Source organism: Neorhizobium petrolearium, from assembly GCF_029854435.1.
Classification (GTDB): Bacteria; Pseudomonadota; Alphaproteobacteria; order Rhizobiales; family Rhizobiaceae; genus Neorhizobium; species Neorhizobium petrolearium.
This window is the reverse complement of sequence record NZ_CP123000.1, coordinates 1,684,349-1,699,957: the sequence shown is the minus strand read 5'-3', so window position 1 is coordinate 1,699,957 and position 15,609 is coordinate 1,684,349. Positions and strand designations below refer to the sequence as shown.

Genomic DNA, 15,609 nt, shown 5'->3' with positions numbered 1-15,609 from the left:
ATTCCATTCCGCTACTCCTTGACCCCGATCAATCCCTCGTTTTCATCAGAGCCCCAGCATCATCCGGACGATGGGCTCCAGGCCCCGTCCGATCGCGCGGGTATTATCCGCATCGAGATGGATGCCGTCGATCGGCGTCGTTTTCGCAACCGAGCCCGCATCGAAGAAACCGCAACCCATCTCGTCGGCGAGATCACGGTAAAGCGAAGCAAGCATTGCCGACTCCTCGATGCTTCCCCTGTAGAGAGCACCGGTCAGCGGATTGGCCGTTTCGCAGAGGCTAGGTGGCGATACGATCAGTATTTCCGGCGGCTCGCATTCCCGCGTCCAATCATGGAAACGAATGAGGCTGATGAGCTTCTTTATCCCTTGTCGCGCGCCGATCGCCGTGCCGTGGATCATCGGCTTCATGTCGTTGGTGCCGAGCATGATGATCACCAGATCCAACGGGCCATGGGTATGCAGGATCGTCGGCAACAGGCGCGCGCCGTTGCGGTCGCAATCCCCAAGCCCGTCGTCATAAGCGGTGGTGCGGCCGCCGAGCCCCTCGGCCACGACGTTCACAGACGGGCCAAGGGCGGCCGCAAGCACGCTTGGCCAGCGATCCTCAAAGGCATGGCGGCCGCCGGTTTCGGCGTCCGTGCCCCAAGTCAGAGAATCGCCATAGCAGAGAACGGTTTTCATCGACGCACTCCTGGTTTCCCCCTCACGCGGACACCCTCCCCGCGAGGGGGAGGAAAGCCATCACACCAGCATCGCCATCGGGTTTTCGATGTAGCGCTTGAACGCAGAGGCAAGCTCCGCCCCCAGCGCGCCATCGATGACACGGTGGTCGAAGGCGAAGGTCGCCGTCATCACCGTGCCCACCTCGATCTTGCCGTTCCTGACGACCGGCTTTTCGACGCCCGCGCCGATCGAGACGATCGAGGCCTGCGGCAGATTGACGATCGAGGTGAAGCTGGAGACGCCGAACATGCCGAGGTTGGACACCGAAGTGGTGCCGCCCTGGTATTCTTCGGGCTTCAGCTTCTTGTCGCGGGCGCGCCTGGCAAGGTCCTTCACCTCGTTGGAGATGACGGACAATGCCTTCTCTTCCGCCTTGCGGACGATCGGGGTGATCAAACCATCCGGGATCGATACGGCCACGCCGACGTCCGAATGCTTGTGCAGGACGCGAGCGGTCGAGGTCCAGGACGCATTCGCCATCGGAACGTCGCGAAGTGCGAGCGCCATTGCCTTGATGATGAAGTCGTTGACCGACAGCTTGAAGGCCGGAACGTCGCCCTTCTCCGTCTTCTTCACCGGGGCCGAGGCGTTGATCTCGGCGCGCAGCTTCAGGAGCGCATCGATCTCGCAATCCATGGAGACGGTGTAGGACGGTACCGTCTGGGTCGACTCGGTGAGCCGAGCGGCGATCGTCTTGCGCATGCCGTCATGCGGCAGAAGCTCGTAGGAGCCTTCCGCGAACAGCTTGAGCACGGCGTCATCCGACGGGCCTTTTGCCATGGCCGGCGCGGCAGCGGGTGCAGCTTGCGGAGCAGTTGTCGGAGCGGCCTTTCCGGTGCCAGAGGCGACGGCCTTCTCGACATCGGCCTTGACGACACGGCCATGCGGACCGGAGCCGGTAACGGCGGAAATATCGATACCGGCTTCCTTCGCGAGGCGACGGGCGAGCGGCGAGGAAAACAAGCCGTTGCCGATACCGGTGCCGCTTTGGGCCGATGCCGGGGCGGCAGCGGGTGCCTGTGCCGGAGCGGGCTCGGAAGCCTTCGGAGCCGGAGCGGCTTCCGCCTTCGGCGCAGGGGCGGCCTCGGCCTTCGGAGCGGAAGCGCCACCACCGGCGGCAGCAGCCGAGACATCCTCGCCCTCTCCGGCGAGGATCGCGATCAGGGCGTTGACCTTGACCGCTTCCGTGCCGGCCGGGACTACGATCTTCGCAACGGTGCCCTCATCGACAGCTTCCACTTCCATGGTCGCCTTGTCGGTTTCGATCTCGGCGATTACATCGCCGGACTTGACCTTGTCGCCTTCCTTGACCAGCCACTTGGAAAGGTTGCCCTCTTCCATGGTCGGCGAAAGGGCAGGCATGGTGATGTTGATCGGCATCGAAACGCCCTCCCCTTATTTGTAGCAGACGGTTTTGACCGCCTGGACGACTTCGCCGACATTCGGCAGCGCCAGCTTTTCGAGGTTCGCCGCGTAAGGCATCGGAACGTCCTTGCCGGCGATCGTCAGGATCGGCGCGTCGAGATAGTCGAAGGCCTGCTGCATGACGCGGGTAGCGATTTCCGTGCCGACCGACGACTGCGGATACCCTTCCTCGACGGTGACGAGGCGGCCGGTCTTCTTGACCGATTCGATGACCGTCGGCAGATCCATCGGGCGGATGGTGCGAAGGTCGATCAGTTCGACGTCGATCCCTTCCTTTGAAAGCTCCTCGACCGCCTTCACGGCATAGGTCATGCCGATGCCGAAGGAGACGACGGTCGCGTCCTTGCCGGTCTTGTGGATGCGGGCCTTGCCGATCGGCAGCACGAAATCATCAAGCTTCGGCACTTCGAAATGATGGCCGTAGAGGATCTCGTTTTCCAGGAAGATGACCGGGTTCGGATCGCGGATGGCAGCCTTCAGGAGGCCCTTGGCGTCGGCTGCCGTGTAAGGCATGACGACCTTGAGGCCCGGGACATGGCTGTACCAGGCGGCATAATCCTGGCTGTGCTGGGCGGCGACGCGGGCGGCCGCACCGTTCGGACCGCGGAAGACGATCGGAGCGCCCATCTGGCCGCCGGACATGTAGAGCGTCTTGGCAGCCGAATTGATGATCTGGTCGATCGCCTGCATGGCGAAGTTGAAGGTCATGAACTCCACGATCGGCCTGAGACCGGCCATGGCGGCACCGACGCCGACGCCTGCGAAACCGTGCTCGGTGATCGGGGTATCGACCACGCGGCGGGGACCGAACTCCTGCAGCAGGCCTTGCGTGATCTTGTAGGCACCCTGGTATTCGGCGACTTCCTCGCCCATGACGAAGACATCCTCGTCGCGGCGCATTTCCTCGGCCATGGCGTCACGAAGCGCTTCGCGGACGGTCATGGTCACCATTTCCGTGCCGGCCGGAATATCCGGGTCGGAGGCCGTCGGCGCGATCGGCTGGGCCGGAACAGGTGCGGATGCGGAGCCGGTTTCGGTCGGCTTTTCTTCCTGCGGCACCTGCGGAGCGGCAGCCTTCGGAGTTTCGGCGGACGCTTCAGAACCAATGTCGGCAGCGCTTTCGCCGTCGGCGAGGAGAACGGCGATCTTGGTGTTCACCTTGACGTTTTCGGTGCCGGCCGGAACGAGCAGCTTGCCGATCACGCCCTCATCGACGGCTTCCACTTCCATGGTCGCCTTGTCGGTCTCGATTTCGGCGATCACGTCGCCGGAGGTGACCTTGTCACCTTCTTTTTTCAGCCATTTGCTGAGCGTGCCTTCCTCCATGGTCGGGGAAAGGGCGGGCATAAGGATATCGATAGGCATAAAATTCCCTCCCCTCGATCAGAGCAGAATGTCGGTATAGAGCTCGGACACATCCGGCTCCGGATCGGCCTGGGCGAAATCGGCGCTGTCGGCGACGATGTCGCGGACGTCCTTGTCGATCGCCTTCAATTCGTCCTCGGTCGCCCAGCCCTTTTCGAGAAGGCGAGCACGCACCTGCTCGATCGGGTCGTGCTCGGAGCGCATCTTCTGCACCTCGTCCTTCGAGCGGTACTTGGCCGGATCCGACATGGAGTGGCCGCGATACCGGTAGGTCAGCATTTCGAGGATGATCGGCCCCTTGCCGGACCGGCAATGTTCCATCGCCTCGTCGGCGGCAGCCTTCACGGCGCGTACATCCATGCCGTCTACCTGGAAACCGGGAATGTTGAAGGAAGCGCCGCGTTGCGAGAAATTGGCCTGCGCCGTGGCCCGGGCGGTCGAGGTGCCCATGGCGTAGCGGTTGTTCTCGATCACATAGACGACCGGCAGCTTCCAGAGCTCGGCCATGTTGAAGCTCTCATAGACCTGGCCCTGGTTGGCCGCGCCGTCACCGAAATAGGCGGTGCTGACCGCATTGTTGCCGCGGTATTTGTTGGCAAACGCAAGGCCGGTGCCGAGCGAAACCTGGGCGCCGACGATGCCGTGACCGCCGTAAAAATTCTTTTCCTTGGAGAACATGTGCATGGAGCCGCCCTTCCCCTTGGAATAGCCGCCCCGGCGCCCGGTGAGCTCCGCCATGACGCCACGCGCACTCATGCCCGTCGCCAGCATGTGGCCATGGTCACGGTAGCCGGTGATGACCTGGTCGCCTTCCTTCAGCGCCATCTGCATGCCGACGACGACTGCTTCCTGGCCGATATAGAGATGACAGAAGCCGCCGATGAAACCCATGCCGTAAAGCTGGCCGGCCTTTTCCTCGAAGCGGCGGATCAGCAGCATGTCACGGAGGGCCTTGAGCTCCTCCTCCTTGCTGAAGTCAGCAAAGGTGCCGCCGTCGAAATTCTTCTTTGCCGGCCTGGATGCCGTCTTGGTAACAGATTTTGCCGTAGCAGACTTTGCCGCGGATTTGCGGCCGGATACAGACGCGGTTTTGGTCGGCGCCATTCATCCCTCCCTCTCGTGCTGCATGGAGAGCGGCTTTAGTGCCCCGACGCTGGCCGTCGGAAACCCGCTCCGGTTTCGAGGCCGTACCATAGGCAAGAAACGAGACCCCAGCAATGCCATAAATGCATGGCTCACATTCCGCACAACACACTGAAAAGACTTGCGAAATGTTAAGTTAACCAGATTCCGGTTAACTCAGAAGTAGTTATTGAAGATGACGATTTCGTCGTTGCGCGAAACATTGAGCTGATAGCGGGCGATCTCATCGAGCATATCTTTCTCCAGAGAGCCGTCACTCATGAGCTGCACCTGCCGCTCAAGCGCCTCGCGTCTGGCCGTCAGCTTGGCGAGCTCCTCGGCACGCGCCTGCCGCTGACGCTCGAATTCCTCGGTGGCGATCAGACCCAGATCACCATGCACAGAATGATAGCCGAAGTATGAAAGGAAGGCGACGGTAATGGCGGGAAGGACAAAACGACCGAATTTTCTTTGTCTGTGATGCTTCGTCCACATGCCCAATCAACGCCTTGTCACGCTCTACGGGGATCGCAGAAATCGATCCGAACAGAATTTCAAATTCGCAGAACTTGCTTAAGCAATCGCTAACTAGAATCGAGTCCGTCGATCTCGACATTCAGGACGTGGAAGCCCCTCATCCGCCCTGCCGGGCACCTTCTCCCCGTTCTGACGGGGAGAAGGAAATATGCCGCGCCGCCTTTGCCATTCGCAACGCCGCGCAAAGGGCACGTCCCCCCGCGGGCGAGAGGGCCAGGGTGAAGGGCTTGGAGTTTAGGCCTTCAGAATGCCGCGGCCGGCATAAGCCGCCTGCGGACCCAGCATTTCCTCGATGCGGATGAGCTGGTTGTACTTGGCAAGGCGGTCGGAGCGCGACAGCGAGCCGGTCTTGATCTGCCCGCAATTGGTGGCGACCGCGAGATCGGCGATGGTGGAATCCTCCGTCTCGCCCGAACGGTGCGACATCACGGCCGTGTAGCGCGCCTTGTGGGCGGTCTCGACGGCATCGAGCGTTTCCGAAAGCGAACCGATCTGGTTGACCTTGACGAGGATGGAGTTTGCGACACCCATGCGGATGCCGTCGCGCAGACGCGCGGAATTGGTGACGAAGAGGTCGTCGCCGACTAGCTGGCACGTGGCGCCGATCTTGTCGGTGAGCGCCTTCCAGCCGTCCCAGTCGTCCTCCGCCATGCCGTCCTCGATCGAAATGATCGGATACTTGCCGACGAGTTCAGCGAGGTAATCGGCCATGGCGCCGGATTCCAGCGTGCGGCCTTCGCCTTCCATCACGTATTTGCCGTCCTTGAAGAACTCCGTCGAGGCGCAGTCGAGCGCCAGGCAGACGTCGTCGCCCGGCTTGTAGCCGGCCTTCTCGACCGACTTGATGATGAAATCGAGGGCTTCCGGCGCGCTCTTCAGGCCCGGCGCGAAACCGCCCTCGTCGCCGACATTAGTGTTATGCCCCTGGGCGGCGAGTTCCCTCTTGAGGACGTGGAAGATTTCCGAACCCATGCGCACCGCGTCACGCAGCGTATCGGCGCCAACCGGCATGATCATGAATTCCTGGAAGTCGATCGGGTTGTCGGCATGGGCGCCGCCGTTGATGATGTTCATCATCGGAACGGGGAGGACATGCGCGTTCGGACCGCCCACGTAGCGGTAGAGCGGCAGGCCGGCGGATTCGGCGGCGGCCTTGGCGACGGCGAGCGACACACCGAGGATGGCATTGGCGCCGAGGCGCGACTTGTTCGGCGTGCCGTCGAGCGCGATCATCGTCTTGTCGATGTGGATCTGGCTTTCGGCATCGAAACCGCCGATCGCATCGAAGATCTCGGTGTTGACCGCTTCGACAGCCTTTTCGACGCCCTTGCCGCCGTAACGCTTGCCGCTGTCACGCAGTTCGACCGCCTCGTGCGCGCCGGTCGACGCGCCGGACGGAACAGCTGCACGGCCAAAAGAACCGTCTTCCAGATAGACATCCACTTCAACCGTCGGATTACCGCGGCTGTCGAGGATTTCACGGGCGATGATATCGGTGATGGCGGTCAAAAGACTCTCCCTGGGCTTGGACGTCGGATCTATATGGTTCGGGGTCACTGAACATGTCCCATAGTCAGTGACACGAAAATTACAATGGAGCCGCTTTTCGCGCTTTTTCAGGCGGGCGCTTCAGGCAGCCTTTGCGACCGCATCGAGAGCGATCAGCCTTTCGAGCAGCCGCGGCATGTCCTTGAGGTGTACCATGCTGGGGCCATCCGAAGGCGCATTGTCCGGGTCCTGATGGGTCTCGATGAAGACGCCCCCGACGCCAACCGCGACGGCCGCCCGCGCCAGCGTCTCGACGAATTCCCGCTGGCCGCCGGAAGAGCCGCCCTGCCCCCCCGGCTGCATCACCGAGTGGGTGGCGTCGAAGATCACCGGCGCGCCCATCGCCGCCATGATCGGCAGCGAGCGCATGTCGGAGATGAGCTGATTGTAACCGAAGGAAACGCCGCGTTCGCAGAGCAGCACATTCGGATTGCCGCTCTGGGTGAACTTGGCCAACACGTTCTTCATGTCCCAGGGCGCCAGGAACTGGCCCTTCTTGACATTGATGACGCGGCCGGTCTTCGCCGCAGCGACAAGCAAGTCCGTCTGGCGGCAAAGGAAGGCCGGGATCTGCAGCACGTCCACGGTCTGGGCGACGATGGCGCACTGCTCTTCCGTGTGAATGTCGGTGAGAACCGGGAAGCCGAATTCTTTCTTCAGATCGGTGAAGATTTCCATGGCGCTTTCGAGCCCGATGCCGCGCCTGCCGGAAATCGACGTACGGTTCGCCTTGTCGAAGGATGATTTGTAGACAAGCCCGATGCCGAGCTTGTCGCAAAGCTCCCTCAGCGCACCCGCCATCATGAAGGCGTGGTCGCGGCTTTCCATCTGGCACGGGCCGGCGATCAGCGACAGGCGGGCATCCTGTGCGAACACGACCTTGCCGTGCCCTTCACCGACGGAGACGCGCGGATTGGCGGAGACTTCCATGAGACTATTCCTCGAAACCGAACAACACACCCTGGCCGGGCGCCGCCTGGACCAGCACACGGCCTTCCCGGCGGACGAATGCGACGTCATTAGCAGCAAGGATGATCTCTGTCACGGCAAGATCGGCAGTCTTGAAGATGATCGCCCGGCCGCGCAGACCTTCGGCATTCGGCAACGGTGCAAGGGCGAATTCCGATTCGAGATCTTGATCCTGCATGACGCGGATGCGTGTGTTCGAAGCGACAAGCTCCACGGCCGCAGCTTCGATCCCGGCTTTCGCAAGCAGCACCTCTTCGAGCAGAGGCGCAAAATCGCCGGGCGATGCGGCCGAAAGAACGATCTCGCTCAAGCCGGTCACCGTATTGGAATGGCGTTCCAGTTCGCCTCGATCGGCCGGCAGGGGATTGATCCGCTGTGCGGAGAACAAGAAGAAGTCCGGCGCACGCTCGTCTCCCGCAAAGGCCAGCCGGAAGCTTGCCTCAGTCTCGGAACCATCCGGCATCTTCACGCCGCGGGAGAATTCCAGGATATCGCCCGCGGAAATCCCGCGCAGCCTGAAACGCGCGTGATCGGCTGCCGCATCGCCCGTGGCAACCGCGAGGGCCGAAAAGCCCTGCCTGTTACGCGCCTTGCGGAAGGCGAGATCCCGGGCGGTGAAGACATTGCCGCGCTTGGCCGCGGCTGCCGCCTGACGCCGGTTGGCGATCGCCAGCGGCTCCAGATAGGCCCCATCCGAGAAAAACACGCAGGCATTGGCCGTGCCGAAAGGATGAAAGGCCTCCGGCGCAACTGTAAATCCGAGTTCTGCCAGTCGTGAACGCGCGACGGCAAGGTCCGCCACCGGCAGAACGAGATGATCGATTAGTCTAGCATTCACGCGAGAGCCCCCAGAATCCGGAATCGCAGCACTACATTGGCAGCGGATCGGCTTCGAGCAAGTGGTGTCGGAAGAGATATGTTGCAGACATCCATGAAGAAAAATCATCATACTTCACGAAAATTTAGGGACTTGCGGAACACATATGGAACATATAGTGTATGTTCTTGATTTGTTTCCGACTCTCAAGGTGCCAAATATGCTCACGCGCAAACAGCAGGAATTGCTTCTGTTCATTCACGAACGCATGAAGGAATCCGGCGTGCCGCCCTCCTTCGACGAAATGAAGGACGCGCTCGACCTCGCGTCGAAGTCCGGCATCCACCGGCTGATCACCGCACTGGAGGAGCGCGGCTTCATCCGCCGCCTGCCGAACCGGGCACGTGCCCTTGAAGTCATCAAGCTGCCGGAAGCCTATCAGTCGAGCCTGCAGCCACGCCGCGGCTTCTCGCCGAGTGTTATCGAGGGCAGCCTCGGCAAGCCGCAGCCGGTCGCTGCCGCTCCGGCCAAGCCCGCAGCCAACGACGATCTCTCCAACGCCACCACGGTTCCCGTCATGGGCCGCATCGCCGCCGGCGTGCCCATCTCGGCGATCCAGAACAACACGCATGATATCGCAGTGCCCGCCGAGATGCTTGGTTCCGGCGAACATTACGCGCTGGAGGTCAAGGGTGATTCGATGATCGAGGCCGGCATCCTGGACGGCGACACGGTGATCATCCGCAACAGCAACACCGCCAATCCGGGAGACATCATCGTGGCGCTGGTGGACGAGGAGGAAGCGACGCTGAAGCGCTTCCGCCGCCGTGGCGCCTCGATCGCGCTGGAAGCCGCGAACCCGGCCTACGAAACACGGATATTCCCGCCCGACCGGGTAAAGGTTCAGGGCAAGCTGGTCGGCCTCATCCGCCGCTACCATTGATCAATTGCCGGAGCGGTTCCGGGAGCGCCGAGGCGAACGTCTTGTTCCGCCAGTCATAGTGGCGATGCCTGCTCCAGGGGCGGTCATGGCCGGCCATGGCGGGGCGAATAGTCCATTGCCGGATGTCGGCTGCGCCGTGCAGGGAAATTTCGAGCGCACCAGTCTTTCGCAAAGCATTGCCGTTGATCATCAATGCGCCGGAGCGGCAATGATCGAAACGGGCGCGCGGGGCGATGATGATATGGGCAGCATCGCAGGCCGCACCGGCATAACGGCTGTCTTCGACGGAGGCTATCATGGTGCCTCCGGAAGTTTTCACCCCGCAAAAGACACGCGGCTCGCAAACGAAATGACCGGCAGGCACCTGCCTGATGCGGGACCGCACTGCTTCGATTTCGGCCTGCGTCAGCTCGCGGCGCTCCTCAGATTTCCCATCGGGCGGTTTGTCTCCTGCTGATGACACGTCCGGTTTTATAGGATCGCCCAGGAGAAGTGCCCGTTTCCACTGGCCGTAGATGAAATCGGGCGGACGGGTGCGGTTGGTGGCAATGCCTTCCCTGCCTATCAGGGCAATCATCGTTCCGTCCTCGGAAACGAGAATATCCGGCAGGGGCTTCGATCGTTCGTGCCAGGAGAACAGCAATGCGGCGGCAACGAGCGGAATGCCGACCAGCCGAAGCCTGCTTCTCAAAAGTGTCAGCAGAAGAAAACCGGCCGTGGAGACAGGCAGGAACCAGGGATGCTGACGGCCGATACCGGCGTCGCCGCCCCAGGCCGCGACATGTCTTGCTATGGAGATCACCGCTTCCAGGCCGAGACCCATGAGCTTCAGGAAAGGCGCATCGAGCCCGAACGGTACGAGCAGCATGCCGACAAGTCCGGCCGGCATGACCACGAAAGAAATGATCGGCATGGCGGCGAGGTTTGCCGCCAGACCGCCGTAGGTCGCAATCCGATGGAAATGCTCGACCGAAAAGATCGCCGTCGACGTGCTGCCGATCAGGGTCGTGGCAAGAATGCCCGCAATGAATTTCCAGGAAGCCAGTACCGGCGTCACCACAGGGTGACGAATTTGCAGCGGTTCCGGATCGTGCTTTTTCGATCGATTTTTCCAGAGCGCATAACCGGCGACCAGCGCTGCGGTAGCCGCAAAGGACATCTGGAAGCTGGGCCCCAGGATTTCCGAGGGCGAAACGGCGATAATGATCAGGGCCGAAAGCGCCACGTTGCGCAAGCTGATCGACGGTCGGTCGAAGAAGACTGCGACAAGCATGACCGCCATCATGATATACGCCCGCTCGGCCGAAACACCGAAGCCGGAAATCAGGTAATAGGCGGTCGCCATCACGAGCGCGCCGGCGGCAGCGATCTTCTTCACCGGATAGGCCTGGGCAAACCCGGGAAAAAACGAAAGGACAGTGCGGACGCCGACGAAGAAGATGCCGGCGGCAAGCGCCATGTTCAGCCCGGAGATCGCGACGATATGGGCAAGTCCGGAAAGCCGGAGCGCCTCGGTGGTCTCCTTGGAAATAGCCCGGCGTTCGTCGGTCACGATCGCGGCTGCGAAGGCGCCCGCATCGCCCGGCACCGTTTCGCGAATATGGCTTGCAATGGCGCTGCGCAGATCAAAAAGCCCGCTTTCGAATTCTGCAATCCAGGCTCGCGGCAACGCCGGGCCTGCCTCCTTATTCGGCACTCCATAGAAAAAGCCGACGGCGCCGATACCATCGAAATAAGAAGAGAAGGCGAAATCGTTAAGCCCCGGCAGCGCAGGCCCCGAAGGCGGCGATATGCGTACCCGGCTGCTGATCGTCTCGCCGGTTCCCGCAGATTCGTGCCGCGCCCTGGCAAGCAGCGACACCCGCTCCGGCGGGCGTCGGATCTCGGGATTGGCCGTCCGTCCGACGCGGACTAAATAGCGCCAGCGTCCATTCGCATCGATTTCCCGCCGCTCGACCACGCCGGTCAGTTCGGTCGTCACCGGCGAATCGAGAACGACTGTACTTTGCCTCCATGTTTCCAGCTCCGCGAGCATCATGCCGCCGAGAAAGAGTGCGGCGGCGACCGGGATGATACGTGGCATGCCGAATTGGTGACGCGTTATGGCGGCAATTACGGTGCATGCGAGAAAAGCCACAAAAAACGGCAGAAAAGCCGGATCTTGCGGCAAGGAGAACCAGCATGCGGCCCCTGCACCGACGACAACGGGAACGAAGAGGAAGCCATGCCCATGCGCCTCCTCTTCCAAGATCATGGACGGCGCATTGCGCCACAGGCGCTTCAAACCCACGGATATACGATGCGGAAGCGCCCTCCCCGGATGCGCCACCGACCTTCGTTCGAACGCTGGAGAAAGCTCAGAAAGATGCCCCTGGTCCACCGATCGGGATGCGTCTTCGCCGAACGCGAAATCCATCGGCCTGGTTGCCGGCCGCCCCGTCTTGATCAGCTTCGGAAACGCAGTGTCTTCCGACATGAAACGCTAAGCCCGCCCCGTCGCCAAATCATGCGACGATGCAACCTGCGCGTTTCCCGCCCTCCCGTCAACTGCCCGGGAAACTTCAGCAATCCCAGAGACCTGAACCGGGTTGCAACAACAAGTTGGAAGCCCAAGCAAAAGCGGTTGCCTAATATTCTTTCGCGCTGCACAAAATGCTACCAACGACTGCTTGGCATCAGCTTTCGGATCATATAGCAAAGCATCGGACGCTTAATTCTTGTGACGCTTTTTGGGCGCCACGCCGCCAAAAGGTTGGAGGATCAGCATGACGGATAAAAGCGCAAACGTGGTAGTCGGCGACAGACAAGTCGATCTGCCGATCAAGTCGGGCTCCATCGGTCCGGACGTAATCGACATCGGTTCCCTCTACAAGCAGACCGGTACCTTCACCTACGATCCGGGCTTCACTTCGACAGCATCTTGCGAATCCAAGATCACCTATATCGATGGCGACGAAGGCATCCTGCTGCATCGCGGCTATCCGATCGAGCAGCTCGCCGAGCACGGCGATTTCCTGGAAACCTGCTACCTGCTTCTCTACGGCGAACTGCCCACCGCCGCCCAGAAGAAGGACTTCGACTATCGCGTCACGCATCACACGATGGTGCACGAGCAGATGAGCCGCTTCTTCACCGGCTTCCGCCGCGACGCTCATCCGATGGCCGTCATGTGTGGCTGCGTCGGCGCACTTTCCGCCTTCTACCACGACTCGACCGACATCACCGATCCGCATCAGCGCATGGTCGCTTCGCTGCGCATGATCGCCAAGATGCCGACCCTTGCCGCGATGGCCTACAAATACCACATCGGCCAGCCCTTCGTTTATCCGCAGAACAACCTGGACTATGCGTCGAACTTCCTGCGCATGTGCTTTGCCGTTCCGTGCGAAGAATATGTCGTCAATCCGGTGCTGTCGCGCGCCATGGACCGCATCTTCATCCTGCATGCGGACCATGAACAGAACGCATCGACCTCGACGGTCCGCCTCGCAGGTTCCTCCGGCGCCAACCCGTTCGCCTGCATCGCGGCCGGCATCGCCTGCCTTTGGGGCCCGGCCCATGGCGGCGCCAACGAAGCGGCACTCAACATGCTGACGGAAATCGGCACGGTCGACCGCATCCCGGAATATATCGCCCGCGCCAAGGACAAGAACGATCCGTTCCGTCTGATGGGTTTCGGCCACCGCGTCTACAAGAACTACGATCCGCGCGCCAAGATCATGCAGAAGACGACGCACGAAGTTCTCGGCGAGCTCGGCCACAAGGACGATCCGCTGCTGCAGGTCGCCATGGAGCTGGAGCGCATCGCGCTTACCGACGAATATTTCATCGAGAAGAAGCTCTACCCGAACATCGACTTCTATTCGGGCATCACGCTGAAGGCGATGGGCTTCCCCACCACGATGTTCACCGTCCTCTTCGCGCTTGCCCGTACCGTCGGCTGGATCGCCCAGTGGGCCGAGATGATCGAAGATCCGCAGCAGCGCATCGGTCGCCCCCGCCAGCTCTACACCGGCGAGCCGATGCGGGACTACCTGCCGATCTCCAAGCGCTGATCGAAGCCAAATTCGAAATGAAAAACCCGGTCAAAGATGGCCGGGTTTTTTCTTGTCCAGAATTTCGAGAACGACGCCGGCCGCTGCTTCGCCTGGGGGTACAGGCACCTGCAGGCGCTGCCAGGTCAGATCGAAACCTTCCATCATGGCATACCGCTGCGTGGTATTGCTGGACAGCCGCTCCGCCCAGCGGCAAAGGCTGCCTGGCCGCACCACTTCGTTGATATATTCCGGCACCACGGGATAATCGGCAATCAGGTTCGGTAGCGCGCCCGACCAGATCTTGATCCGCTTCGACATCAGCGTGATCAGCCAGTCCGCCTTGTAGGCCGAGACCACGGGCACGTTCGAGAGGGCGAGTTCGAGGATGACGGTGCCGGAGGCGGCAATCGCCGCATCGGCTTCCGCGAAGGCTGCCCATTTGCTCTCCGCGTCGACGGTGATCTCGGGCTTGACCGGAAGGGCTGCCGCCAGTTCGCGCACCAGTTTTTCCTGGCGCGGTACGGTCGGCAGCAGGAAGCGTGCCTTGCCGTTGCGCGCGACGAATTCCCGTGCCGCTTCGCCGAACACCGGCAGCAGCGCCTTGATCTCGGCCGACCGCGAGCCCGGCAGAAGCAGGATGGTTTTCTCCTCATGCTTTACCTTCGCGGGACGCTCGGCGCGAATGCCGCGCACCTTGAGCAGCGACGGATCGTCGGTAAGCCGATGGCCGACGAATGTCGTCTCGGGACCGCCGAGCCGCTTCATCGCCTCCGGTTCGAAGGGCAGCACGGCCAACACGTGGTCGACATAGGCGAGCATCGCCGTGGCGCGATATTCCTTCCACGCCCAAACGCTCGGGCAGACATAGTCGATGATCGGCAGATCGGGCAGAGCCGCGCGCACCTTCTTCGCGACTCGATGGGTGAAATCCGGGCTGTCGATGACGACCAACACATCCGGCCTGGCGGCGACGATCGCCGCGGCCGTCTGGTTGATCCTTCCAATCAGGTTCGGCAGGCGGGCCAGCACCTGGGTGAGGCCCATGATCGACAGTTCGGAAAAGTCGAAAAGCGAGGCCAGGCCCTGCGCCGCCAGCGCATCACCACCGACGCCGATCAACTCGACCGGTCCGTCATGGGCCGCCTTCAGCGCCGCTATCAGATCGCCACCCAAAAGATCGCCGGAGACTTCGCCGGCGACAACACCGACCTTCAAGGCCCTGCTCATGACAATCCTCCATTCAGCGAGCCGAAATTCGAGAGACCAAGGTCGATGCCGAAGACGAAAATGCCCGCGGCATCCGCGGCAGCGATCATCGTCTCCTCCTCCAGTACCAACGCACGTCCGGCCTCCACAGCGATGCCTGCGAGCCCGGCCTTCACCGCATTCTCGACGGTCGAAGGGCCAATTGCGGGAAGATCTGCGCGCATATCCTGCTGCGGTTTGCAGAGTTTGACCAGCACTCCTTTTCGACGTGCTGAAATACGTCCCTCGGAGCGCAAGGTGGCGACTCGCTCCAGCATGCGGTCCGTGCCCTCCACACCTTCGAGCGCAACCACGCGGCCGCCGACACTCACCGCGCCCTGTCCGATATCGAGTTCGCCTAAGCGCCGGGCCGCCTCCGAAGCCATTTCGATATCGCGACAGTCCTCTTCGGAAGGCTTGTGGGCGCCAAGCGGCCCGGTTCTCGCCAGCAACCCGGGAGCGATCTCATGCGCGCCGATCACCCGGCAACCCTGCGCCTCGATAATACCGATCGCCGCCTGCAGCAGCGCGTCGTCGCCGCCGGAGACCAGTGTGCGGACCAGTTGCGGCAGCTTGCGCAGCGCCTTCCAATTGGGGCGAATGTCGCGCCAGTCCGGCCGCCGGGTAACCCCGCCGGAAAGCACGACGCGATCGATGCCTTTCTCACGGAAAATCCGGTCGAAGCCGACGATGTCGGCAATGCTGGCCGTGGCAGTCTCGAAGCCGTCAAACCGCTGATCGGACTCGTTGCGCAGCGGAATGATAAAGGGATTTTCACCAGTCACACGTGCGGCCTCCGCCAGGTGGACCGGCAGGAATCCGTTTCCGGCGATGATCGCCAGCCGGCCCTTCGGCGCAAGGCCCGGCACGGCAGA

The 15,609-nt window shown here is 61.8% G+C and carries 13 protein-coding genes; 2 read left to right on the top strand and 11 right to left on the bottom strand.

Going from position 1 to position 15,609, the window contains the following annotated elements; genetic code table 11:
* Positions 1-45 precede the first annotated feature (45 nt).
* From QEO92_RS08770 to QEO92_RS08735, 8 genes are all read right to left on the bottom strand, one after another.
* Positions 46-684 (bottom strand): SGNH/GDSL hydrolase family protein, encoded by a 639-nt coding sequence (locus QEO92_RS08770; RefSeq protein ID WP_227702748.1) that lies wholly within the window; start codon positions 682-684, stop codon positions 46-48.
* A gap of 60 nt (positions 685-744) precedes the next feature.
* The gene (locus tag QEO92_RS08765; RefSeq protein ID WP_227702747.1) at positions 745-2,106 is read right to left on the bottom strand and encodes a pyruvate dehydrogenase complex dihydrolipoamide acetyltransferase; all 1,362 of its coding nucleotides are present in this window, start codon (positions 2,104-2,106) and stop codon (positions 745-747) included.
* 15 nt (positions 2,107-2,121) lie between these two features.
* The gene (locus QEO92_RS08760) at positions 2,122-3,516 is read right to left on the bottom strand and encodes a pyruvate dehydrogenase complex E1 component subunit beta (RefSeq protein ID WP_227702746.1); all 1,395 of its coding nucleotides are present in this window, start codon (positions 3,514-3,516) and stop codon (positions 2,122-2,124) included.
* Between the two features lie 18 nt (positions 3,517-3,534).
* Positions 3,535-4,620 carry a pyruvate dehydrogenase (acetyl-transferring) E1 component subunit alpha gene (pdhA, locus tag QEO92_RS08755; RefSeq protein WP_037155014.1) on the bottom strand — a complete coding sequence of 362 codons (1,086 nt, stop codon included), beginning with the start codon at positions 4,618-4,620 and terminating at the stop codon, positions 3,535-3,537.
* Between the two features lie 195 nt (positions 4,621-4,815).
* The gene (locus tag QEO92_RS08750; protein ID WP_227702745.1) at positions 4,816-5,133 is read right to left on the bottom strand and encodes an FtsB family cell division protein; all 318 of its coding nucleotides are present in this window, start codon (positions 5,131-5,133) and stop codon (positions 4,816-4,818) included.
* A 276-nt stretch (positions 5,134-5,409) separates the two neighbouring features.
* Positions 5,410-6,684, bottom strand: coding sequence for a phosphopyruvate hydratase (gene eno, locus QEO92_RS08745; protein ID WP_227702744.1), 1,275 nt, complete (start codon positions 6,682-6,684; stop codon positions 5,410-5,412).
* 120 nt (positions 6,685-6,804) lie between these two features.
* Positions 6,805-7,653: a 3-deoxy-8-phosphooctulonate synthase gene (kdsA, locus tag QEO92_RS08740; protein WP_227702743.1), complete on the bottom strand. Its 849-nt coding sequence runs from the start codon at positions 7,651-7,653 to the stop codon at positions 6,805-6,807.
* 4 nt (positions 7,654-7,657) lie between these two features.
* Complete coding sequence (locus QEO92_RS08735; RefSeq protein ID WP_227702742.1) at positions 7,658-8,530, bottom strand: VOC family protein; 873 nt, start codon at positions 8,528-8,530, stop codon at positions 7,658-7,660.
* A gap of 199 nt (positions 8,531-8,729) precedes the next feature.
* Here QEO92_RS08735 and lexA point away from each other — a divergent pair, with 199 nt between their 5' ends.
* Entirely contained in the window at positions 8,730-9,452 is a 723-nt protein-coding gene (gene lexA / locus QEO92_RS08730) for a transcriptional repressor LexA (RefSeq protein WP_227702741.1), read from the top strand.
* On the opposite strand, the gene QEO92_RS08725 is transcribed toward lexA, so the two are convergent.
* Positions 9,433-11,706: a ComEC/Rec2 family competence protein gene (locus tag QEO92_RS08725; RefSeq protein WP_341871452.1), complete on the bottom strand. Its 2,274-nt coding sequence runs from the start codon at positions 11,704-11,706 to the stop codon at positions 9,433-9,435. The two genes, lexA and QEO92_RS08725, sit on opposite strands and share 20 nt — an antisense overlap.
* 511 nt (positions 11,707-12,217) lie before the next feature.
* Between QEO92_RS08725 and gltA the strand changes: the two genes are divergently transcribed.
* Entirely contained in the window at positions 12,218-13,507 is a 1,290-nt protein-coding gene (gene gltA / locus QEO92_RS08720; RefSeq protein WP_037154982.1) for a citrate synthase, read from the top strand.
* 30 nt (positions 13,508-13,537) lie between these two features.
* Here the strand turns inward: gltA and lpxB are convergent, their stop codons facing one another.
* Both lpxB and QEO92_RS08710 read right to left on the bottom strand, forming a co-directional pair.
* Positions 13,538-14,716: a lipid-A-disaccharide synthase gene (gene lpxB / locus QEO92_RS08715; RefSeq protein ID WP_227702739.1), complete on the bottom strand. Its 1,179-nt coding sequence runs from the start codon at positions 14,714-14,716 to the stop codon at positions 13,538-13,540.
* Entirely contained in the window at positions 14,713-15,603 is an 891-nt protein-coding gene (locus QEO92_RS08710) for an LpxI family protein (protein ID WP_227702738.1), read from the bottom strand. The genes lpxB and QEO92_RS08710 overlap by 4 nt, the downstream gene beginning before the upstream one ends.
* Positions 15,604-15,609 lie beyond the last annotated feature (6 nt).

Excerpts from the sequence above, each read along its gene's own strand:
- QEO92_RS08770 (WP_227702748.1), bottom strand. The coding sequence starts at position 684 with ATGAAAACCGTTCTCTGCTATGGCGATTCTCTGACTTGGGGCACGGAC.
- QEO92_RS08765 (WP_227702747.1), bottom strand. The coding sequence starts at position 2,106 with ATGCCGATCAACATCACCATGCCTGCCCTTTCGCCGACCATGGAAGAG.
- QEO92_RS08760 (WP_227702746.1), bottom strand. The coding sequence starts at position 3,516 with ATGCCTATCGATATCCTTATGCCCGCCCTTTCCCCGACCATGGAGGAA.
- pdhA (WP_037155014.1), bottom strand. The coding sequence starts at position 4,620 with ATGGCGCCGACCAAAACCGCGTCTGTATCCGGCCGCAAATCCGCGGCA.
- QEO92_RS08750 (WP_227702745.1), bottom strand. The coding sequence starts at position 5,133 with ATGTGGACGAAGCATCACAGACAAAGAAAATTCGGTCGTTTTGTCCTT.
- kdsA (WP_227702743.1), bottom strand. The coding sequence starts at position 7,653 with ATGGAAGTCTCCGCCAATCCGCGCGTCTCCGTCGGTGAAGGGCACGGC.
- lexA (WP_227702741.1), top strand. The coding sequence starts at position 8,730 with ATGCTCACGCGCAAACAGCAGGAATTGCTTCTGTTCATTCACGAACGC.
- QEO92_RS08725 (WP_341871452.1), bottom strand. The coding sequence starts at position 11,706 with ATGATCTTGGAAGAGGAGGCGCATGGGCATGGCTTCCTCTTCGTTCCC.
- gltA (WP_037154982.1), top strand. The coding sequence starts at position 12,218 with ATGACGGATAAAAGCGCAAACGTGGTAGTCGGCGACAGACAAGTCGAT.
- lpxB (WP_227702739.1), bottom strand. The coding sequence starts at position 14,716 with ATGAGCAGGGCCTTGAAGGTCGGTGTTGTCGCCGGCGAAGTCTCCGGC.